Origin of the sequence: Claveliimonas bilis, from assembly GCF_020892095.1 — a bacterium.
GTDB lineage: Bacteria > Bacillota > Clostridia > Lachnospirales > Lachnospiraceae > Claveliimonas > Claveliimonas bilis.
The window spans coordinates 2,295,624-2,315,760 of record NZ_AP024845.1 but is presented as its reverse complement, the minus strand read 5'-3'; the positions used below and the strand labels follow the sequence as shown (position 1 = coordinate 2,315,760).

At 45.2% G+C, this 20,137-nt stretch carries 20 protein-coding genes and 1 pseudogene; 7 read left to right on the top strand and 14 right to left on the bottom strand.

Going from position 1 to position 20,137, the window contains the following annotated elements; all coding sequences use genetic code 11:
* Positions 1-10 precede the first annotated feature (10 nt).
* The 6 genes from EUBC25_RS11270 to argC are packed head-to-tail and all read right to left on the bottom strand — an operon-like array spanning position 11 to position 5,332.
* Complete coding sequence (locus EUBC25_RS11270) at positions 11-442, bottom strand: DMT family transporter (RefSeq protein WP_230105579.1); 432 nt, start codon at positions 440-442, stop codon at positions 11-13.
* A gap of 57 nt (positions 443-499) precedes the next feature.
* Positions 500-1,678, bottom strand: coding sequence for an aspartate aminotransferase family protein (locus EUBC25_RS11265; protein WP_230105578.1), 1,179 nt, complete (start codon positions 1,676-1,678; stop codon positions 500-502).
* Positions 1,668-2,567 (bottom strand): acetylglutamate kinase, encoded by a 900-nt coding sequence (gene argB, locus EUBC25_RS11260; RefSeq protein WP_230105577.1) that lies wholly within the window; start codon positions 2,565-2,567, stop codon positions 1,668-1,670. Before argB ends, EUBC25_RS11265 begins: the two co-directional genes overlap by 11 nt.
* 5 nt (positions 2,568-2,572) lie before the next feature.
* On the bottom strand, positions 2,573-3,796 hold the full coding sequence (argJ, locus tag EUBC25_RS11255; RefSeq protein ID WP_230105576.1) for a bifunctional glutamate N-acetyltransferase/amino-acid acetyltransferase ArgJ: 1,224 nt from the start codon (positions 3,794-3,796) through the stop codon (positions 2,573-2,575).
* A 35-nt stretch (positions 3,797-3,831) separates the two neighbouring features.
* Positions 3,832-4,281, bottom strand: a complete 450-nt coding sequence (locus EUBC25_RS11250) for a GNAT family N-acetyltransferase (RefSeq protein WP_230105575.1) — start codon at positions 4,279-4,281, stop codon at positions 3,832-3,834.
* 10 nt (positions 4,282-4,291) lie between these two features.
* The gene (gene argC / locus EUBC25_RS11245) at positions 4,292-5,332 is read right to left on the bottom strand and encodes an N-acetyl-gamma-glutamyl-phosphate reductase (RefSeq protein ID WP_230105574.1); all 1,041 of its coding nucleotides are present in this window, start codon (positions 5,330-5,332) and stop codon (positions 4,292-4,294) included.
* Between the two features lie 271 nt (positions 5,333-5,603).
* Between argC and EUBC25_RS11240 the strand changes: the two genes are divergently transcribed.
* The gene (locus EUBC25_RS11240) at positions 5,604-6,830 is read left to right on the top strand and encodes an argininosuccinate synthase (RefSeq protein WP_230105573.1); all 1,227 of its coding nucleotides are present in this window, start codon (positions 5,604-5,606) and stop codon (positions 6,828-6,830) included.
* 31 nt (positions 6,831-6,861) lie between these two features.
* Here EUBC25_RS11240 and EUBC25_RS11235 read toward each other — a convergent pair whose 3' ends face one another.
* Both EUBC25_RS11235 and EUBC25_RS11230 read right to left on the bottom strand, forming a co-directional pair.
* On the bottom strand, positions 6,862-7,032 hold the full coding sequence (locus tag EUBC25_RS11235) for a putative ABC transporter permease (RefSeq protein WP_230105572.1): 171 nt from the start codon (positions 7,030-7,032) through the stop codon (positions 6,862-6,864).
* Between the two features lie 7 nt (positions 7,033-7,039).
* The gene (locus EUBC25_RS11230) at positions 7,040-8,011 is read right to left on the bottom strand and encodes a dipeptidase (protein ID WP_230105571.1); all 972 of its coding nucleotides are present in this window, start codon (positions 8,009-8,011) and stop codon (positions 7,040-7,042) included.
* Positions 8,012-8,072: 61 nt separating this feature from the next.
* Between EUBC25_RS11230 and EUBC25_RS11225 the strand changes: the two genes are divergently transcribed.
* Complete coding sequence (locus tag EUBC25_RS11225) at positions 8,073-8,789, top strand: gamma-glutamyl-gamma-aminobutyrate hydrolase family protein (RefSeq protein ID WP_230105570.1); 717 nt, start codon at positions 8,073-8,075, stop codon at positions 8,787-8,789.
* Positions 8,790-8,827: 38 nt separating this feature from the next.
* On the opposite strand, the gene EUBC25_RS11220 is transcribed toward EUBC25_RS11225, so the two are convergent.
* A complete protein-coding gene (locus EUBC25_RS11220) occupies positions 8,828-9,796 on the bottom strand; it encodes a Gfo/Idh/MocA family protein (RefSeq protein ID WP_230105569.1) in 969 nt (322 codons plus the stop codon).
* A 106-nt stretch (positions 9,797-9,902) separates the two neighbouring features.
* Between EUBC25_RS11220 and EUBC25_RS11215 the strand changes: the two genes are divergently transcribed.
* The 3 genes from EUBC25_RS11215 to EUBC25_RS11205 all read left to right on the top strand — a co-directional run bounded on the left by EUBC25_RS11215 (position 9,903) and on the right by EUBC25_RS11205 (position 11,971).
* The gene (locus EUBC25_RS11215; RefSeq protein WP_230105568.1) at positions 9,903-10,085 is read left to right on the top strand and encodes a hypothetical protein; all 183 of its coding nucleotides are present in this window, start codon (positions 9,903-9,905) and stop codon (positions 10,083-10,085) included.
* Positions 10,086-10,163: 78 nt separating this feature from the next.
* Positions 10,164-10,424 carry a spore coat protein gene (locus EUBC25_RS11210; protein ID WP_230105567.1) on the top strand — a complete coding sequence of 87 codons (261 nt, stop codon included), beginning with the start codon at positions 10,164-10,166 and terminating at the stop codon, positions 10,422-10,424.
* Between the two features lie 257 nt (positions 10,425-10,681).
* Positions 10,682-11,971, top strand: coding sequence for an aspartate aminotransferase type Ic (locus EUBC25_RS11205; protein WP_230105566.1), 1,290 nt, complete (start codon positions 10,682-10,684; stop codon positions 11,969-11,971).
* Positions 11,972-12,018: 47 nt separating this feature from the next.
* Here EUBC25_RS11205 and EUBC25_RS11200 read toward each other — a convergent pair.
* A pseudogene (locus EUBC25_RS11200) lies at positions 12,019-13,304 on the bottom strand (redoxin domain-containing protein).
* 189 nt (positions 13,305-13,493) lie between these two features.
* On the opposite strand from EUBC25_RS11200, the gene EUBC25_RS11195 reads away from it, so the two are divergent.
* Positions 13,494-14,846, top strand: coding sequence for an MATE family efflux transporter (locus EUBC25_RS11195; RefSeq protein ID WP_230105565.1), 1,353 nt, complete (start codon positions 13,494-13,496; stop codon positions 14,844-14,846).
* Between the two features lie 294 nt (positions 14,847-15,140).
* Here the strand turns inward: EUBC25_RS11195 and EUBC25_RS11190 are convergent, their stop codons facing one another.
* Positions 15,141-15,650 (bottom strand): flavin reductase, encoded by a 510-nt coding sequence (locus EUBC25_RS11190; RefSeq protein ID WP_230105564.1) that lies wholly within the window; start codon positions 15,648-15,650, stop codon positions 15,141-15,143.
* A 51-nt stretch (positions 15,651-15,701) separates the two neighbouring features.
* Positions 15,702-16,481, bottom strand: a complete 780-nt coding sequence (locus EUBC25_RS11185) for an SDR family NAD(P)-dependent oxidoreductase (protein ID WP_230105563.1) — start codon at positions 16,479-16,481, stop codon at positions 15,702-15,704.
* Positions 16,482-16,625: 144 nt separating this feature from the next.
* Between EUBC25_RS11185 and EUBC25_RS11180 the strand changes: the two genes are divergently transcribed.
* Positions 16,626-17,330 (top strand): FadR/GntR family transcriptional regulator, encoded by a 705-nt coding sequence (locus tag EUBC25_RS11180; RefSeq protein ID WP_230105562.1) that lies wholly within the window; start codon positions 16,626-16,628, stop codon positions 17,328-17,330.
* A 53-nt stretch (positions 17,331-17,383) separates the two neighbouring features.
* Here the strand turns inward: EUBC25_RS11180 and EUBC25_RS11175 are convergent, their stop codons facing one another.
* Both EUBC25_RS11175 and ilvC read right to left on the bottom strand, forming a co-directional pair.
* Complete coding sequence (locus EUBC25_RS11175) at positions 17,384-18,724, bottom strand: GntP family permease (RefSeq protein ID WP_230105561.1); 1,341 nt, start codon at positions 18,722-18,724, stop codon at positions 17,384-17,386.
* A gap of 67 nt (positions 18,725-18,791) precedes the next feature.
* On the bottom strand, positions 18,792-19,778 hold the full coding sequence (gene ilvC, locus EUBC25_RS11170; RefSeq protein ID WP_230105560.1) for a ketol-acid reductoisomerase: 987 nt from the start codon (positions 19,776-19,778) through the stop codon (positions 18,792-18,794).
* Between the last annotated feature and the right edge of the window lie 359 nt (positions 19,779-20,137).

The window sequence follows — 20,137 nt, the reverse complement described above, 5'->3', positions numbered from 1 at the left end:
CGTTATTGTACTATTTCCATTGGAAAATTGCAACTCCAATCAAAGACAACGCAAGTCCTCCCAGTTTTCTCCATTCCAGCGGTTCTTTTTCAACGCCAAACATGCCGAACAATTCTATCACATAAGCTACCGTAAGCTGTGCGATGACAATGAGAAGCGCCGCTTTTGCCGGTCCCAGCTGCTCCATGCTTTTAATAACTGTCCAGGTAATTCCTGCTCCGATCACGCCTCCCAGCAGCATATATTTGGGTTCCACACGGGCAATGGCCCCGATACTGTCACGTCCCATAAAAAACCACACTGCCAGGCAGACCAAAAAGGCGCTGAACTGTACCCAGCCATTGCTGACATACATCCCTGTTGTCTTTGTCACCTGTGTATTGAATACCCCCTGTACGCTCATCAATGCACCGGACAAAAGCGCAATGAAAAAACCAGCCATAAGAAATACCTTCCTTCTTTCATAATTAAGGAATAGTATCTCCTACAGCCGGCTGTTTTATAACGCCTTTTTCAGCTTTTCAATCATTTCATCCACATGATCTTCCGTGATGATAAGCGGCGGTACAATGCGGAGGACATTCCCTCCTGCTGAAATGACAAGCAGTCCTTCCTCCTGCGCCTTTGCGATCACTTCTCCTACCGGAACGTTCATTGCAAGCCCCTGCATCAGACCTTTTCCGCGCCGTTCTTTTACAGCATCGCTCTTGGCTGCAAGTGCATCCAGCTTCTTTTCCAGGTACGCCGACACCTTTTTGACGTGTTCCAGGATATGTTCCTCCTCATAAATGTCAAGAACTTTGGAAACTGCCGCACATACAAAAGGATTTCCTCCATAGGTTGTTCCATGATCTCCGGGTGCCAGAGACTTCTCTGCCACCTTTTCTGTCATGGCAAATGCCCCTACCGGGACGCCTCCTCCGATAGCCTTTGCCATTGCCATAATATCCGGCTTCACACCGTAATCCTGCCAGGCAAACATAGTTCCTGTCCGTCCCATGCCGCACTGGATCTCATCCAGGATGAGAAGCGCTCCTCTCTCATCACAAAGCTCTCGCACTCCCCGGAAAAATTCCGGATCTATAGGATAAATGCCGCCCTCTCCCTGAAGGGTTTCCATGATGACCGCACAGGTCTTATCAGAAAACTGTTCCTTTACGCTTTCCAGATCGTTATAACGGGCAAATTTCACACCTCCGATCAGCGGTTCAAATGGTGTCCTGTAGCTTTCTGTGGCTGTCACAGAAAGCGCTCCCATACTTCTTCCGTGGAAAGAATGTTCCATAGCAATGATCTCAAATTTTCCGGAACCTTCTGTGTAAGCATACTTTCTTGCCGCCTTCAGTGCTCCTTCGATAGCCTCTGTGCCGCTGTTGGTAAAAAAGATCCGGTCCATCTGTGCTGCTTTGGCAAGCTTGGCCGCCGCATCCGCTGCCGGACGGCTGTAGTAGAGATTAGACGTATGCAGCAAAAGATCTATCTGTGATTTCAATGCTTCTGTATAGCCTTTATGTCCATATCCCAGGCTGCACACGGCAATTCCGGCTGCAAAATCAAGGTATTTCTTTCCCTCTGTATCATACAGATACACGCCTTCTCCCTTTTCCAGCACAATAGGATACCGATTGTAAGTGTGGAGAAGCGCATGATCCGCCTCATCCATCCATTTATTCTTCATGGCAAAATCTACTCCCTTCATCATCCAAAATCGCAGTTCCAATTCCCTTATTTGTAAAGATCTCCAAAAGCAGGCAGTGGGGTATTCTTCCATCCAGGATATGCACTCTGGACACTCCGTTCTCAATAGCGTCAATACAGTTGTTCAGTTTTGGCAGCATACCGCCTCCAATATATCCGTCCTCCATCAGACCTCTTGCCTCTGTGACAGTCAGCTCTGATATAAGTGTTTCCGGATCCTTGGGATCTTTGTAAACGCCTTCGATATCTGTAAGAAACGCCAGTTTTTCTGCATGCATTGCCCTTGCAATAGCACAGGCTGCATCGTCAGCATTGATATTGTAAGTGTAAAATTTTTCATCCAATCCAACCGGACACACAATAGGAAGAAAATCTTTTTCCAGAAGATCCCACAAAATATCTGCATTTACTTCCGTTACTTCTCCTACAAAACCAATGTCTTCGCCGCCGGACAGTTTCTTCTTTACCTTCAGAAGCCTTCCGTCCTTTCCGCTGATTCCGATTGCTCTTACTCCCAGGCCTTCCACCAGCTGTACCAGCTCTTTATTTACTTTGGAAAGAACCATCTCTGCCAATTCCATGGTGGCCTCGTCTGTCACACGCAGCCCGTTAACAAACTGCGGCTCCATTCCTACTTTTCCGACCCAGCGGCTGATCTCTTTCCCTCCGCCGTGTACAATGATAGGCTTAAATCCTACCAGTTTAAGCAGCGTCACATCCTGAATGACATGTTCTTTCAACTCCTCATCCACCATGGCGCTTCCGCCGTACTTTACAACAATGACTTTCCGGTTAAACCGCTGGATATAGGGGAGGGCTTCAATCAGAACCTCCGCCTTGTCCAGATATTTCTGCATACTATTATCCATTTTTTCTAACTCCTGTAATCTGCATTAATCTCAATGTAACCATGGGTGAGATCACAGCCCCAGGCAGACGCTGTCATTTCTCCCATCTTAACGTCAGCTCTGGCCGTCACCTCCGGCTGCGACAAAATTTTGGTTGCCTCTTCTTCACTGTAATCTACAGCAGTTCCGTTTTCAATGATCTGAATAGTTCCGGCGCTGCTCTCAAAGAAAAGGTCCACTTTTTCCGGATCAAACTGCGCGCCGGAATATCCCATGGCGCACAGGATCCTTCCCCAGTTTGCGTCGTGTCCGGCAATGGCTGTCTTCGTAAGGTTAGAGCATACAATGGCTTTTGCCAGGATTTTTGCCTGCTCTTTTGTCTCCGCTCCCACGATTTTCGCCTCAAAAAGCGCGGTAGCTCCTTCTCCGTCGCCGGCAATTTTCTTGGCCAGATATTCATTGATCACATGAAGCGCTTCTTTGAATTTATCATAATCTTCTGTTCCGTATTGGATCTCTTCATTTTCCGCCAGCCCGTTTGCGAGGAGAAGAACCGTATCGTTTGTGGATGTATCGCCGTCTACGGAAATCATATTGTAGGTATCCGGCACATCTTCGCTAAGAGCACTCTGGAGCGCTTCCTTGGAGATGACTGCATCTGTTGTGATAAATGCAAGCATGGTGCACATATTAGGATGGATCATTCCGGAACCCTTCGCCATACCTCCGATGGTAACGGTTTTCCCGCCGGCTTCAATCGTTACAGCCAGCTCTTTTTCAGCTGTATCTGTAGTCATGATGGCCTTTGCAGCAGCGGTTCCGCTCTCCAGTGAATCCTCCTTTTTCTCACCCAGGGCTTCGATTCCTTTTTTCAGTTTCTCAATGGGCATCTGTCTGCCGATCACGCCTGTGGATCCGATGAGGACGCCGTCCGCATCCACGCCCAGGACTTCTGCTGCTTTCTGTGCGGTCTCCTGGCAGTAGCCGTACCCTTCTTCTCCGGTACATGCATTGGCAATACCGGAATTTACAATGACTGCCTGTGACTTCTTTCCGCCTTTTACTACCTTCTGATCCCATTTTACCGGCGCTGCTTTTACCACATTTGTCGTAAACGTACCGGCACACACACACGGTACCTGACTGTACACCAGCGCCATATCCGTGCGATCCTTGTACTTTAATCCTGCAGCTGTACATGCTGCTTCAAATCCCTTTGCTGCGGTCACTCCGCCTTTGATAATCTCCATTTCCACACACTCCTTGCTTATCAGCTGTTCATTTTCTATTGCTCATTAAAAGCCGTAATATTTTCATCATTTAGCACAAAATCATAATAGTTCAGATCTTCCCTCTCTGTCCAGCCGATTGTATTCCAAAATGCATTTCCGATATCATTTTTGGTAAATGCGATCAGACAGACTTTATTGATCTTCTCTGCTTTCAGCGCTTCCATGGCCTTTACTACCATAGCCTTTCCAATTCCGTGACGCCGGTATGCCTCATCCACACAGACGTGATAAAGGCATCCCCTTCTTCCGTCATGTCCGCACAGGATTCCGCCTACAATTTTTCCATTCTCTTCCGCTACGACGCTGGTAGTAGGGTTTCTCTGAAGGAAGCGGGCAACTCCTTCTCTGGAATCATCAATGCTGCGGATGCCGAAGCCCTTGATCTTTTTCCACAGCTTGTATACCTGATCATAATCCTCTATTTTCATTTCACGGATCGTCATTTTTTTCACTCTACGGGAACATCGGTACAAGATTTAACCCTTCATCCTCCGGCAATCCAAAGGCAAGGTTCATATTCTGTACTGCCTGTCCGGCCGCTCCTTTCACCAGATTGTCGATAGCGCCCATCATAATGATTCTGCCTGTGCGCGGATCGATTTGGAAATTAATGTCCGTGTAATTGCTTCCCTCTACCCATTTTGTCTCCGGGAAAACGCCTTTGTCAAGCACACGGATAAATTTCTCATCCTTATAATATTTATCATATACTGCTTTTACTTCTTCATAGGTTACATCTTTTGTAAGCTTCGCATATTCTGTCGCAAGAATGCCCCGGTTCATGGGCACAAGATGAGGGGTAAAATTCAGGACAACTTCCCTGCCGGAAGCATATCCAAGCTGTTCCTCGATCTCCGGCGTATGTCTGTGGGTTGCCACACCGTACGCCTTTATATTTTCATTGACCTCACAGAAAAGATTTGGAAGCTTCGCTCCTCGTCCTGCCCCTGAGGTCCCGGACTTTGCATCGATAATCAGTGTATCCATATCAATCAGCCCCTCTTTTGCCAGCGGGTAGGCTGTCAGAATGGAACAGGTTGTATAGCATCCCGGATTTGCGATCAGTCTTGCCTTTTTCACATCATTTCGGTTAATCTCACAGAGACCATAAACTGCCTCTGAAATAAATTCCGGACTTTTATGCTCAATTCCGTACCATTTTTCGTAAGTTTTTACATCTTTTATACGAAAATCCGCGCTAAGGTCAATGATTTTGACCTGTGACAGGATGTTCTCATTCACCAGTGAAGCGCACAGCCCCTGTGGAGTTGCCGTAAAGATCACATCCGCCTGTGCGGCCAGCGCCTCCATATTGTCATCCATACAGGCTGCATCTACAATCTGAAACATGTTCCGGTAAACATCTGCGTATTTCTGATCTATATAACTTCTGGAGCCGTACCATACAATTTCTGCATCCTTGTGTCCCGTCAGTATGCGCACCAGCTCCCCGCCGGCATATCCGGTGGAACCAATAATTCCAACTTTTATCATTGCTGTACATCCTTTCTTCCTATTAATAAGGTTACCTGTTCAAGTTTATACCACTTTCTTTTTCCTGTAAAGTAGCAAAACAGGCCTCCCCTCCTCCGATATTGCATGATTATACATCTTTTATGAATATTATGCAAGATATTTTGTATATCAAACATTAAAATATTCTTTTTTCAACTTTTAGTTGCATAATTATTAAATATAGTGTATAGTAATCCTTGCGATTAACATGAACTGTAAAAATGAAAATAAATTTTCAGGAGGAAATATCATGAAAGAAAAAGTTGTACTTGCTTATTCAGGCGGTCTTGACACTACCGCAATCATTCCCTGGTTAAAGGAAACTTTTGATTACGAGGTCATCTGCTGCTGTGTAGACTGCGGACAGGGCGAAGAACTGGACGGACTCAATGAACGTGCAAAATTATCCGGCGCTTCCAAATTATATATCGAGGATATTGTAGATGACTTCTGCGACAATTACGTTGTTCCATGTGTACAGGCACACGCAGTATATGAGAACAAATACCTGATCGGAACATCCATGGCCCGCCCTGCCATTGCAAAACGTCTTGTAGACATTGCAAGAAAAGAAGGCGCTGTTGCCATTTGCCACGGCGCAACCGGAAAAGGGAACGACCAGATCCGCTTCGAGCTCAGTATCCGGGCTCTGGCTCCGGACATTAAGATCATTGCTCCATGGCGTATGACAGATGTATGGACCATGAACTCCCGTGAAGACGAGATTGAATACTGCAGAAAACATGGTATCGAGCTTCCTTTTGACGCAAAACACAGCTACAGCCGCGACCGTAACCTGTGGCACATCAGCCACGAAGGACTGGAGCTGGAAGATCCGGCAAACGAGCCAAATTACGATGATCTTCTGGTGCTTAGCGTTACTCCGGAAAAGGCTCCTGATGAAGGAGAATATGTAACTATGACATTTGAGAAAGGTGTACCAAAGAGTATCAACGGAGTGGAAATGAAAGTTTCCGACATCATCCGCAAGTTAAATGAACTGGGCGGAAAACACGGAATCGGTATCATCGACATTGTTGAAAACCGCGTTGTCGGCATGAAATCCCGCGGCGTATATGAAACTCCCGGCGGAACCATTCTCTACGAAGCACATCAGCAGTTAGAAGAACTTGTACTGGACCGCGCTACTTATGAAGTAAAGAAAGAAATGGGTGATAAACTTGCCCAGGTTGTATATGAAGGAAAATGGTTTACTCCTCTGCGGGAAGCCATTCAGGCATTTATCGAAAGCACACAGGAGTATGTAACAGGCGAAGTTAAATTTAAACTGTACAAAGGCAATATCATCAAAGCCGGCACAACTTCTCCATACTCTCTTTACAGTGAATCCCTGGCAAGCTTCACAACCGGCGATCTCTACGATCACCATGATGCCGACGGATTCATCAATCTGTTCGGACTGCCTCTGAAGGTGCGCGCTATGAAAATGCAGGAAGTAAAAAAAGAGACGAAATAGTTAATTTGGGACGTAACAAAGTTAAACTTTGTTACGTCCCAAATTGCATTTTACCATGGGTAAAACTGCGATTTACCCCGTCCCTTTTTGCGCCTGCGCCGCATTGGGATAAATCTGCTCCAAATGCCGCCGTCTCTGCTATCCACCCTAAAAAGCTGTAAACAAAGAACAGCCAAAGTATTTCATATCCTGAGTAAATCATTTATCTTCTACCTTTCTTTCCAGACTCTCCAGACATTTTCAAAGCAAATTTTCTCTATTTGGCGCTCTGTAAGTCCCACCCCTTTCAAGGCATCCCACAGCTGCCCCAGAAAGCTTTGATCCGGAAGATCCATCTTATCCATTCCGTCAAATCCGTCAAAATCCGTTCCCAGGCAGGGAAGGTCCTCTCCGCCTTTATCGATCATATGTCTGATATGAGCAGTCATTTCCTCTATCCGGGATTCTTTCGGTGTACCAAGAAATGGACCGTAAAAATTAAGGCCTGCTATCCCTCCATTTTCTCCCAGCGCCCTTAACATTTCATCACTTAAGTTTCTCGGATGGTTGGCAAGCGCTCTGCAATTGGAATGAGAAGCTGTCACCGGCTTTTTGCTCTGATGGAGAACGTCCCAGAAGGTACCGTCAGAGGCATGGGAGAGATCTACGAGCATTCCCAGCTCATTCATCCTTTCCACCGCTTCTTTTCCAAAATTCTTCAGTCCCTTTTCCATCCTGACTTTTTCGCTGCTGTTTGGAAACCCAATGCAATTTTCATAGTTCCAGGTAAGGGTCAGAAGTCGGATTCCTCTGTCCCAGAGTTCTTCCAGCCGCTCTATTTTTCCATTCAGGATCCCTCCGTCTTCTACTGTCAGCACTGCTCCGCATTTTTTTCCCGTCCGGAAATCTCCAAGTTCTTCTTTTCCCGTAATCGGAACAATTTCTTTGCCATAAGTTTCCATCTGCTCTTTCCCATATCGGATCATATCAAGAACATGGAAGTAGCCATTTTCATATTTTTCCTCTTCTGTTCTCCCTTCCATGGCGTCACGGTACAAAAAGCAGGCGAAAAACTGTACTGCAACTTCTCCTGCCTGCATTTTTCTGATGCTGACCGCGCCGTCATTTTCCAAAAGATCCCCCTTTCCTCCCAGATCCATAAGGCGCCATATGGTATCACAGTGCAGATCGATCACACTCATATTTGTGCTCCTTTCTTTCATACATATACTTATACTACTTTATCAAGACGGAGGAAGTACTATGACTCCCACTTCCCTTCCTTTTATTGGTGTCGTTATGTGCGGTTTTATGGATCAGCGCCAGTTCGTCACCCACTCCTACATCTCTGCCATTGTCCGCTCCGGGGGATGCCCCATTGTCCTGCCCTGCACAGGGAAAAAGGAGGCATCACTTCAGGCCGCCTCCATCTGCCACGGATTTCTTTTCTGCGGCGGAGGAGATGTGACGCCCCTTCTTTTTGACCGGCCGCCCCTTTCCTCTGCCGGAGAAACAGATTTCCAAACCGATCTGTTTCAGCTGTCCCTCATGAAACATGTTCTCACTCTGTCGCGCCCCGTCCTGGGTATCTGCCGGGGAATGCAGCTTATGAACATTGTGCGGGGAGGGGAAATTCTGCAGGATCTTTCCCTTCACAGCGAACCCTGTCTGTGCCACATGCAGCATTCCCGTCTAAGAAGCGATCCCTGCCATTCCATCGCCCTCCACAAAGATAGTATACTATATAATATTTTAGGAAATTATGTGGAAGTCAACAGTTTTCATCATCAGGCTGTCCTGACTGCCGGAAAAGGAATATCCATCACAGCCCACTCTCCCGACGGCATTGCAGAAGGGATAGAACTGACCGGTCGTCCCTTCGCGGTGGGTGTCCAGTGGCACCCCGAATGCATGATGAACTCCGCAAAAATGCGGCGGCTGTTCCGCTCTTTTATATCTGCCGCGTCCAGGGGAATATAACTTTCGCTTCTTGACTGCTGCCCTAATCTCTGCTCCCTTTATTCAAAAGGATAGCGGATTCCCCAGTCTTTTCTCAGAGCGTCCATCCATTCCATCATTTTTAAGGTTTCACTGTGAGGCATTTCCGGGCATTCAAGGCGTCCCTCCTCCAGAGCCTTTTTACAGGAGCGCACCTCGTACTCATAACCGGTGATCTGAGGAGGGATATCGATCCTTTCTTTTAACTTTCTGTCCGGCGTAAAGATCTCAATCCGGTCAATGTTATTAATGTTGTATGCAATGAGATAACCCTCTGTACCGTAAACAATACCGTACTGTTCTGTCGCCGCCAGCATCCCGGTGTGGATAGTCGCTGTTTTCCCTTCCGGATAGGACAGTATGATGCTGTCCTGTGCATCCACGCCAGTCTTATATTTCACACATGCGGACGTCATTTTTTCAACATCATTACCCAGCACCATACTTGCAAAATTCAAAGGATAGATTCCCACATCCAAAAGCGCTCCGCCTGCCAGGGCCGGATCTGTCATCCTCTTCTTATCTGTCAGGGCATAGCCCAGATTTGCTGTAAGAGAACAGATCTCTCCCAGCTGCCCGGAGGCAATGATATGGTCTATTTTCTTTCTGGAAGGCATATATCTGGTCCAGATGGCCTCTGTAATAAAAACCCCTCTGTCTCTGGCACAGTCCAAAAGCTCGCGCGCCTGATCGGCGTTGGCTGTAAATGCTTTCTCCATCAAAATCGGCTTTCCATATTTTATACATAATTTTCCGTGTTCCAGGTGGTGAGAATGGGGAGTCGCTACATAGATAAGCTCCACCTGTTCATCCTGAAGCATTTCTTCATAAGAGCCGTAGGCTTTTTCCACATGGTTTAATTTTGCAAATTCTTCCGCTTTTTCCAGACTTCGGGAAGCAACTGCATACGCGCTTGCTCCTTCCATTCCATTCAGTGTTTCCGCCATTTTTTTCGCAATATTTCCCGCTCCAAGGATTCCTACTTTCATTTTTTCTTCCTCCGCTATATTTTTATATTGCATTTACTGCATATTTTCTCTGCCTTTTAACCATACTAATCCTGTCAAATAAAGTCAACAGCAAGGAGGAAAAGAAATGTCAGAATTATCCGTTTTGGATCTTCAAAACCTTCGCCACCTTATCGGCGGCTATGACACAAGTCATTGCAAAATGACAGAATATGCAAACATGACTGAGGATGCCGAGATCAAAAAGCTTTTTCAGGACGCTGCCGACAGCGCCATGAAAAACAAACAGGAACTGATGCGTTTCCTGTAACTTTCCTAAAGGACTGTACGCCTTTTCACAAGCCGGTCCATCCGGCATGAACATGTAAACTCAAAGGGAGGGAAAGAAATGTTAAACGAAAAGACAATGGTAGCTGACGCTCTGGCAGGAGTCAACGGCGAGCTGACCCGTTTTGGTGAAATGATCCCGCAGACAGAAAATCAGGAATTAAAACAGTGTCTGAAACAGATGAGAAATGCCTGCGAGATGTCACAGGAGAAAATTTTTGAGCTGGCAAGATCCCGCAGTTATTACGTTCCTGCCGCAAAAGCATCACAGCAGGAAATCGAACATGTCCGTTCAATCCTGACACAGCCGACAATGAAATAACTGCCGGAAGCAGGCCGCTTCATTAAAAACAGATTTTTTCATCGGGGACGGGACTGTCAAAAGTCCCGCCTTTCTTTTTTGTATTTCTCCTAATAAATGAATAAAAAACTTTAAAAAACTTCATATTTCTTGTAGTTTTTTACAGAATTACTGGTTTTTATCAATATTTTTGCAAGAACCAATTGACGATTCTTCAATTTACCGCTACAATGGTAGCATTGAGTAAAATATGGGAAAATGAGATGGAGGATGCAAGGATGGCAACAACATATGAAGAATTATCAAAAGAAGAATTGCTGGAAATAAAATCAGAACTGGAAGCTGAATTTGAAAAGGTAAAGGCACAGGGACTGAAGCTGGATATGTCCCGGGGCAAACCGTCTACAGAACAGCTGAATCTCTCTATGGGAATGATGGATGTCCTGAACAGCGACTCTGACCTTGTCTGTGAGGAAGGAGTGGACTGCCGCAATTACGGTGTCCTGGACGGCATACGTGAAGCAAAGCAGCTGCTTGCTGATATGATGGAAGTTCCAAAGGAAAACATTGTAATTTTTGGAAATTCCAGCCTGAACATCATGTATGATACGATTGCACGCTCTATGACTCACGGAGTAATGGGAAGCACTCCCTGGTGCAAACTGGATAAAGTCAAATTCTTATGTCCGGTTCCCGGATACGACAGACATTTTTCAATTACAGAATATTTCGGCATTGAAATGATCAACGTGCCAATGACTCCAACCGGCCCTGATATGGATATTGTAGAAAAGCTTGTCAGCTCCGATCCGGCCATCAAAGGAATCTGGTGCGTTCCAAAATATTCCAACCCCCAGGGAATCACTTACTCTGACGAGACAGTGCACCGTTTTGCAAAACTGAATCCTGCTGCCGAAGATTTCCGTATCTTCTGGGACAATGCTTATGGAATCCATCATTTATATGAAGACAAGCAGGATTATCTCATTGAAATCCTTATGGAATGTAAGAAGGAAGGACATCCGGATATGGTATATAAGTTCTCCTCTACTTCCAAGATCAGTTTCCCGGGTTCCGGAATTGCCGCCATCGCTGCATCCACTGAAAACCTTAAGGCAATCCGCGAGCAGATGAAGATCCAGACCATCGGTCACGATAAAGTAAACCAGCTCCGCCACGCAAGATATTTTAAAGATATTCACGGCATGGTACAGCACATGAAAAAGCATGCAGATATCATGCGTCCTAAATTTGATGCCGTTTTGGAAACATTGGAACGGGAAATCGGAGGGCTCGGCATCGGCTCCTGGCTGGCTCCCCGCGGCGGCTATTTTATCTCCTTTGACGCTCTTCCGGGATGCGCAAAGAAAATTGTTGCCAAAGCAAAAGAAGCCGGTCTTGTCATGACAGACGCCGGAGCTACCTTCCCCTACGGAAAGGATCCGCAGGACAGCAACATCCGTATTGCTCCATCCTATCCGACCACCGAGGAACTGAAGATCGCTACTGAAATTTTTGTATTAAGTGTAAAACTGGTCAGCATCGAAAAAATACTGGCCTCTAAATAACCCCCTTCATAAATTGAGGCAGGCCGGACAATTGTCCGCCTGCCTCATTATTTTTCTCCTTCCAGCGTCTGGCTGATCATACTCTCCAGACCTTCTTTGCCAACCATGCCGCTTACATAGCCGTAAATTTTCCCTTCCTTATCGATCATATAGGTTGTAGGATACGCCATGATCCCGAATCTTTCCATCAGCTGTCCTGATTCGTCCATCAGCACGGGATAAGTATAGCCGTTTTCCTCAAGAAAGGCAGTAATTTCTTCCCTGCTTCCTTCTCCCGAAATTCCCGGAAAAGCAACTCCCAAAATTACCGTATCGCTCCCGCTGCCTTTCGCCTGATATTCCTCATACAGATTTTGTATGTCGGGCATTTCCCTCTTGCATACCGTACACCATGTTGCCCAGAAATTCAAAAGGACTGCCTTCCCCCGATAATCTGACAGCCTGTGCTCCTGCCCATACTGATCTGTCAAAGTGAAATCAACAGCTGCCGAAGGATCTGTCTTTCCACTGTCTTCTTCTGCGTTTTCTCCTTCTCCTTCTTCTACACTGTCCTCTTCCCCATTGTCTTTTGTTTCATCATTCTGCACGGACTCTGATTCCAGGGAGGGTGTTGACAGATACCCTGTCACTCCATTCATCTTTCCTGTCATCATCATAAGCCCCATGAGGATCATCAGCACCGCTCCTGTCCGCGCCGTATATCTTACAATATTTCCATGCTTTTTGAAAATCTTCAGTAAAGTTGTGGTAAATATACCGACAGCCAGGAAGGGAATGACAAATCCCAGCGTATAGACACCGATCATCAGAAATCCTTTCGTCCTTGTGGCCGCTGATGCCGTCATCAGCAGCACGCCAGACAACGCCGGTCCCACACACGGCGTCCATGCAAAACTGAATGTAAATCCCATCAGCAGCGCTGTAACCGGAGACATAGCCATCCGGTCAAATTTCAAGGGAAGCCGATGTTCATTTCCAAGAAGTTTAGACGTCCCCAAAAGGCCAAACTGATACAATCCAAGAAGGATCACAAGGGCTCCTCCCACTCTGGCAAACACAGCCTGATGTTCGGAAAAGAACTCTCCTGCAGCTGACACACCCATCCCCAGCAAAAAGAAAGTAAAGCTGATCCCAGCCACAAAAAACAGCGTATGGGTCAGAACCTTTCCTTTCTGGTATTGCAGCTCTCCGCTGTCACCTCTTCTGACCGCTCCCCCTGACAGATAACCGATATATAAAGGGATCAACGGAAAAATACAAGGTGAAAAAAGCTTAAGATCCCCTGCAGAAATACTGTAATTACCGGAATACTTATATTCAGATCAAATCCCATAAACCTCTCCTTTTTGTTTTTTACCATCATATAGGTCTTACTTCCTTCTGTCAACAAAAATTACATACCCATCCATATGCAGCGAATGGATTTGACAGTCCTCCCGCCTCTCTTCTATAATAATATTATTGCTGCTCTGAAATTGCAGTATTACGCCAGGATCAGAAATATTCAGGAGGATCAACACCGATGCAGGAAAGTAAACTCTTAACCGGAAATATTACAAAAAGTCTGCTGGTTTTCGCACTTCCCATGATTGCCGGAAATCTGCTCCAGCAATTTTACAATATTGCTGACACAATTATCGTCGGACGCTTCCTTGGGGCCGATGCTCTGGCTGCGGTAGGTTCTTCTTACACTCTGATGACATTTCTTACTTCCATCATCCTGGGCCTGTGTATGGGCAGCGGCGCTTCCTTTTCCATCAGCTATGGAAAACAGGATGAAGTTCGTATGAAGGGAGCTATTTTTCAATCGTTCCTTTTTATCGGAGCCGTTACTGTTGTTCTCAACCTGGCTGTTTTTCTTGGCATCAACAGCATTATCTGGTTCCTTCGCGTCCCCGCTTCTGTCACTGATCTGATGCGGGACTATCTGCTTGTCATTTTTGCAGGGATTCCTGCCACTTTTTTCTATAATTATTTTGCCTGCCTCCTCCGCTCTGTTGGAAACTCCAGGATTCCACTGATCTTTCTGGCTGTTTCTGCCGTCATGAATATTGTACTGGATCTCCTTTTTGTCCTCTCTTTCCATTGGGGCGTAGCGGGCGCTGCCTTTGCGACTATCCTGTCTCAGTATGTCTCCGGAATCGGACTTGCGCTGTATACTCTTTTTCATTTTCCCTCTCTTCGCCCCCGAAAAGAGAATTTCAAGTGGGATAAAAAAATTTTCCGGGAAATCACCGGTTTTTCTTTCCTCACCTGTATCCAGCAGTCAGTCATGAATTTCGGTATCCTCATGGTGCAGGGACTTGTCAACAGCTTTGGCCCGGTTATTATGGCTGCATTTGCCGCTGCTGTAAAAATCGATTCCTTCGCCTATATGCCGGTACAGGATTTCGGAAATGCCTTCTCCACTTTTATTGCACAAAATTTCGGAGCAAAAAAAGAAGACCGCATCAGACAGGGAATCAGAAGCGCATTCCTTGTTTCCTTTTTCTTCTGTCTGGCTGTCAGTCTTCTCGTCTGTATCTTTGCCCGTCCTCTTATGCAGATCTTTGTATCTGCCGATGAGACGCAGATCATCGAAGCCGGAGTCCACTATCTTCGCATTGAAGGCTCCTGCTATTTTGGGATTGGTATTTTGTTTTTATTATACGGGCTGTACCGCGCTATCGCCCGCCCGGGCATGTCTGTCGTTCTGACAGTCATTTCCCTTGGAACCCGTGTACTGCTGGCCTACACACTCTCTATGGTGCCGTGGATCGGGGTTACCGGCATATGGCTGTCCGTTCCGATCGGATGGGCTTTAGCAGACCTGACCGGAATCTTTGTATACCGGAGGTTGAACCGGCGCCGCTGCGCCACCAAACCGGTCTCCTAGTTTGTCATAATCAAATGTTAGCGTCGGTGTACAAGGGGACAATACGCTCCAAGCCGCGTAATTTCGGGGATTTTCTTTGTTATCCTCATTCGGCGTACGTCCAGTACGCCTCAATCGTCTGCCTTGAAAAACCCCGAAATTCCTGCGGCTGGAGTCTGTGAGTCGGGAAGGAGCAGATTTTAGCCCCTTTTAGGCACTTGAACGACGCGTACAGAGACGTACGCGGAGTGAAAGTAACGAAGAAGGGACTAAAATCTACCCTTCACCGACCGTGTTGCCCCTTGTACACCGACGCTACTCTTCCTTTTGCAGAATCCTTACAATTTCCAGCATATACATCTCATGGTAGTCCTTCTCCGGATAACATTTTATGTCATTCTCTTTTTCAATAAACAGTGTCGGATCCACCCACTGCGTATACTGTTTCTTTCCCACAATAATGAGTTCTGCCTCCTCTACTCCTACTGTCCCATCCACATAATAGGGATGAAGACCCGCAGCTTCCCATTTATTCATATCTTTTCCCGACTTTGTACCACAGATCTTCAATGCTTCCCGGTAACCGTCCGGCAGGAAAGATATAGTGAGCATATCATTCTCGTCTGCAAATTTTTTGGTATAGCGCTGAGGGCGGATAAAAATTTCCACAATACTTTTTCTCCAGAGTGTTCCAAACAACCCCCATGATGCCGTCATCAGATTATTTTCCTCTTCATCCCCTGCCGCAATCAGGATCCAGTCTTTATTTGTCCTTGTAAAGGGATTGAATGTCATATCTTCCACAGTAATTTCTTTAAATTTCATTTTCTTCCTCCGCTTGTCATTAATATATTATTATATCATTTTTTTCTGCGTCTATATCAATGTATAACCTCCGTCCACACACAACATCTGTCCGGTTGTATAGGCTGACAGATCTGACGCATAGAATACGGCAATCCCTCCTAGATCCTGATCTGGATCTCCAAAACGCCGCATCGGTATATGGCTTAACAATTTGGATCTTACATCCGAATCTTCAAACAAAACTTTTGTAAGTTCTGTCTGGAAAAATCCCGGTGCGACCGCATTCACCGTAATTCCATGAGACGCCCACTCTGCTGCCAGCGCTTTTGTCATCTGCATCACACCGCCTTTGGCGGCCACATAAGAAACGATATCCTCCCTTGCAACAACCTTTGCATTGATGGACGCAACATTAATAATCCGCCCTCTGATCTTTTTTTCTATCATATGCCTTGCCGCAGCTTGACAGGTAAAAAACACACCTTTCAGCTGTACCTCCTGTACCCTATCCCAATCTTCTTCCGTATAATCCACTGACGGTTTTCTGACATTGACTCCTGCGCTGTTCAAAAGGATATCCACATGTCCTGCCAAATCTACCGCCTCTGCCACCAGCTGGGAAGCACCGTTTTTCCCACTGATATCTGCTCGTAGTCCAAAAGCCTTTCCGCCGGTTTTTTTCTGTATTTCTCCTGCTGCTTTTTTACATTCTTCTTCTTTTCTGCTAGCAAGGATTACCTGTGCTCCTGCCTCCGAAAGAGCTTCTGCCATTCCCCTTCCAAGTCCCCTTGACCCTCCAACGATCAACGCATTTTTTCCGTTCAGAGAAAACATTTTTTCAAAACCCATATTTCTTCCCCTTTCTATAGTTGTACCAGAAACTCCAACACAAATGATAAAATATATTTTTTACATCGATTCACTCTATTTTTCAAAAATAAATAGAATTGGTCGTTGAATTATGTTAAAATTAGAATATTAGGAGGTTTTTATATGATAGAATCAAATGAATCATGGCTTTTGCCCATGCCCAAAAAAAATTTGAGCCGCATGGTTACTGATAAAATTACCGAAGCCTTGGCAACCGGACAGCTCAAACCCGGTGAGTATCTTCCTTCCGAAAATCAACTTTCTGAAAACCTGGGAGTCGGAAAATCCAGCATCCGTGAAGCAATAAAAATGCTGGAGGCAGTCGGCGTCGTAGAAATTGTAAAAGGACACGGCAGCCGTATCCGTACTTCTATTGATTCCGATGCCTTAAACCCGCTGACCTATCAGCTGATCCTCCAGAGCAATTCTTCACAGGATAATCTGGTTGAATTTCGTCGCATCATTGAAAACGCTGTCAGCTGCCTTGCCGTAAATACAATTACTGATGAAGAGATCCTTTTTCTAGAAAAGTTGCATGAACAAATGAAAGAAAAAGCCGAAAAAAAGGAAGACACATTGGAATTAGATGTCCAGTTTCATGAATATATCTATTCCGCAACAAAAAATCCTTTTTTTTCCTGTATCGGGAATGCGATCATGAAATTGTTCAAGCCTTCCATGGAGGTTTCCAACTCCATCTATCAGAATATTGTGCTGGAAAACCATGAACGGATCCTTCAAGCCTTTAAAAAGAGAGATCAAAATGCCATGCACGACGCAATTCTTCACTCTATCAATAAGTGGGATACCCTGACACTGCATCATTAAAATTCGGACTGGCAGTTCCGCAAGATATGCCAGTCCGAAAACCTTTTGATTTACTATATGGAGCTGATTAGTGCTGCCGCAATACAAACAATCATTGTGAATACGGCTATAAATATGCCTGCCAGTGTGTAGGACTTAAGTCCTCCCTTTACAGTGTAGCCGGACATGTTGGTTACAACCCAGAAACCACTGTCATTTACATGTCCAACACTGATTCCGCCGGCCAGGCACGCCAGTGCGATAAAAACCGGATGCAGTGTTGTCATACTGGCAAAACCAGCCATTATGTTCATGGAAGTGATGGAAGCAACTGTTCCTGAACCAAGCGCTATTCTGAACACTACCGCTATGATAAAGGCAAACAGTACCAGAACAACCGGCGAAGTTCCAATTGATGTAAAGCTTTCCGCAATGATGTCAGCAAATCCGGTGGCACTGATCACAGCTCCAAACGATCCGCCGGCTCCGGTAATCAGAAGAACGATACCGGAATCTGCAACTGCCTTATTCGCTACACTTTCCAGATTTTTCCCAATAGATTTAATAGAGATCAAATAAGCAGCCAGAGTTCCAAGGAGCATGGCGATTGTTTTGTCTGCGAGAAATGACAGTACAGCGGAATCCACTCCAAATGCTGTACTGACTGTGTCAAGCAGGATGCAGACAACCGGGAGCAGCAAAGGAATCAGAGCCATACCGAAGCTTGGTGCTCCTTCCGGGATTGGCTTTGACTCACTCATTTCCAAAATTCCCGTTTCATCTTTTTCTTTATTCCAGAACCCTTTATCCAGCATTTTAAAATAAATCGTTGTTCCTATAATATAGACGAAAAGGGAGACAACTGCCCCTACACCAAGCATGATACCAAGATCAAAATGAAAGATCTGTGCAGCTGCAAGAGGATTTGGTGTAGGCGGAACCAGAGTATGTGCTCCGGCCGCACCGATCGTTACAGCGCCAATGGCGTATGGCAAAGGTTTTTTCAAAGTTTTACTTACTTCAATTGCAAGAGGTACAAGGATAATAAAAGTAATATCAAAAAATACCGGTATTGCAAGAAGAAATCCCGCAAATCCAAGAGCGTAAAGCGCATATTTCTCGCCGGCTTTTGCTACCAGCGTTTCTGCAATCACACGAGCGCCTCCATTTTCTTCCAGCAGTTTTCCTAAAATAACGCCTAAACCGATTGGAAGACCGATTCCAGCCATTAGGTCGCCAAATCCGGTTCCAATTGTTGTCGCTGTATCTAACAGATTCATGCCGCATCCAAGCCCCATGACAAGACTTCCAAAGATCAACCCGATAACTGGACTTAATTTCAATTTCATAATAGAAATCAAAATCACAACGATTGAAATAATAAGCCATAATGATACCTGTGCCATTTCAGACATATTCTTTCCTCCCTTCTTCCTTTTAGAAAGGGACGGTCTGTTCGATCCGCCGTCCCTTTACGTAATATTAATTAATCTTTTCAAAGAGTCGTTCTTCTGCCTTTGTAAGTTCGCTTTCCATTGCCTTTTGGCTCAGTTCTTTCAGAGTCGCCAGATCATTCTCCTTCTGTTCTTTCTCCCATTCCTCTGCAAATGCACCGTTGCGTATTCTGTCATATCTGTCGCGGAGAAATTCTTTAATCTGTGTCGGATCAAAAAGTTCAAAACTTTTAAGCTGTCCATACTGGCTTGTATGTGAGTGGAACGGAAGCTGTTTGAACATTCCCATTTCTGCTGCCTTCTCCATCATGAACATAGGTTCTTTTGAAATGTATTCCTCCATCAGTACTGCTTCTTCCGGATGTCCCATTTCTACATGAAGTTTAAATGCTTCTACAAATACATGATAGATAATCGGCCAAATTCCCTGTTCTGTCATCAGATCCAGGCATGTTTCATCATCAAAGCATACCTCAATTGCACCTTTTTTCGTGGAACCTATCGCTTTACAAAGGGCTTTGCCATATTCCAGCGCTTTCCCGGACGCATCCTGCGCAACGCCTACAAATGCTGGGAAGCCTTCTCCTCTTAGATACATCTCACGAACTCCTTCTCCAATCATTCTTGGAGCTGCCATAACAACATCTACATACTCAGGCGGAATAATCTTTTTGAATGTAATATTGTAGGCGGAAGCGAAATTAACAATATTGCCCTTTTCCAATCCAGGAGCGATCTGCTCTTCAAAAATCTTCGGTGCAAATTCGTCTGGAAGAAGCATGAAGATCACATCAGCCATCTTGCAGGCCTCAGCGATTGGAAACACCTCAAATCCGTCCTTTTCCGCCTGATCATAAGATCCATCATGACGGCTTCCTACGATGATCCTCTTTACGCCGGAATCTTTCATATTCAGCGCCTGCGCGCGTCCCTGATTTCCATATCCTACGATTGCCACTACTTTGTCCGTTACCAGACTTAAATCCGCATCCTTGTCATAATAAATGTTTGCCATTTCTTTTTCCTCCTTAACCCTTTTTGCTAATCTGATATCAGATGTCTTATATCTGTTATCACATTACTACTTTTAGGTAAAATAGTCAATATATTTTCCTGCTATTTTTATTTTTCATCAATTATGCACAATTTATATTTTTATTTTTGTGATATTATACTATTATTACTTCTATTGAGCGATAAATTTTCACATTTCTTTTTTATCGTCAGTTTTATCCAAAACAACAATTTCCGCTTCGCGCAAATACATATCCCACAGAGCGTTTTATTTAACAGGGAGCAAAGTTCCTGTTAAATAAAAAAAATACCTCAAAAATTAATAAATTAAATTTCAAGGTATTCTCAATATAAATGCAT

Excerpts from the sequence above, each read along its gene's own strand:
- EUBC25_RS11195 (WP_230105565.1), top strand. The coding sequence starts at position 13,494 with ATGCAGGAAAGTAAACTCTTAACCGGAAATATTACAAAAAGTCTGCTG.
- EUBC25_RS11215 (WP_230105568.1), top strand. The coding sequence starts at position 9,903 with ATGTCAGAATTATCCGTTTTGGATCTTCAAAACCTTCGCCACCTTATC.
- EUBC25_RS11235 (WP_230105572.1), bottom strand. The coding sequence starts at position 7,032 with ATGATTTACTCAGGATATGAAATACTTTGGCTGTTCTTTGTTTACAGC.
- argC (WP_230105574.1), bottom strand. The coding sequence starts at position 5,332 with ATGATAAAAGTTGGAATTATTGGTTCCACCGGATATGCCGGCGGGGAG.
- EUBC25_RS11185 (WP_230105563.1), bottom strand. The coding sequence starts at position 16,481 with ATGGGTTTTGAAAAAATGTTTTCTCTGAACGGAAAAAATGCGTTGATC.
- EUBC25_RS11190 (WP_230105564.1), bottom strand. The coding sequence starts at position 15,650 with ATGAAATTTAAAGAAATTACTGTGGAAGATATGACATTCAATCCCTTT.
- argJ (WP_230105576.1), bottom strand. The coding sequence starts at position 3,796 with ATGGAGATTATCAAAGGCGGAGTGACCGCAGCAAAGGGATTTGAAGCA.
- EUBC25_RS11210 (WP_230105567.1), top strand. The coding sequence starts at position 10,164 with ATGTTAAACGAAAAGACAATGGTAGCTGACGCTCTGGCAGGAGTCAAC.
- EUBC25_RS11220 (WP_230105569.1), bottom strand. The coding sequence starts at position 9,796 with ATGAAAGTAGGAATCCTTGGAGCGGGAAATATTGCGAAAAAAATGGCG.
- ilvC (WP_230105560.1), bottom strand. The coding sequence starts at position 19,778 with ATGGCAAACATTTATTATGACAAGGATGCGGATTTAAGTCTGGTAACG.
- EUBC25_RS11180 (WP_230105562.1), top strand. The coding sequence starts at position 16,626 with ATGATAGAATCAAATGAATCATGGCTTTTGCCCATGCCCAAAAAAAAT.
- EUBC25_RS11225 (WP_230105570.1), top strand. The coding sequence starts at position 8,073 with ATGACTCCCACTTCCCTTCCTTTTATTGGTGTCGTTATGTGCGGTTTT.
- EUBC25_RS11240 (WP_230105573.1), top strand. The coding sequence starts at position 5,604 with ATGAAAGAAAAAGTTGTACTTGCTTATTCAGGCGGTCTTGACACTACC.
- argB (WP_230105577.1), bottom strand. The coding sequence starts at position 2,567 with ATGGATAATAGTATGCAGAAATATCTGGACAAGGCGGAGGTTCTGATT.
- EUBC25_RS11175 (WP_230105561.1), bottom strand. The coding sequence starts at position 18,724 with ATGTCTGAAATGGCACAGGTATCATTATGGCTTATTATTTCAATCGTT.
- EUBC25_RS11230 (WP_230105571.1), bottom strand. The coding sequence starts at position 8,011 with ATGAGTGTGATCGATCTGCACTGTGATACCATATGGCGCCTTATGGAT.
- EUBC25_RS11265 (WP_230105578.1), bottom strand. The coding sequence starts at position 1,678 with ATGAAGAATAAATGGATGGATGAGGCGGATCATGCGCTTCTCCACACT.
- EUBC25_RS11205 (WP_230105566.1), top strand. The coding sequence starts at position 10,682 with ATGGCAACAACATATGAAGAATTATCAAAAGAAGAATTGCTGGAAATA.
- EUBC25_RS11250 (WP_230105575.1), bottom strand. The coding sequence starts at position 4,281 with ATGACGATCCGTGAAATGAAAATAGAGGATTATGATCAGGTATACAAG.
- EUBC25_RS11270 (WP_230105579.1), bottom strand. The coding sequence starts at position 442 with ATGGCTGGTTTTTTCATTGCGCTTTTGTCCGGTGCATTGATGAGCGTA.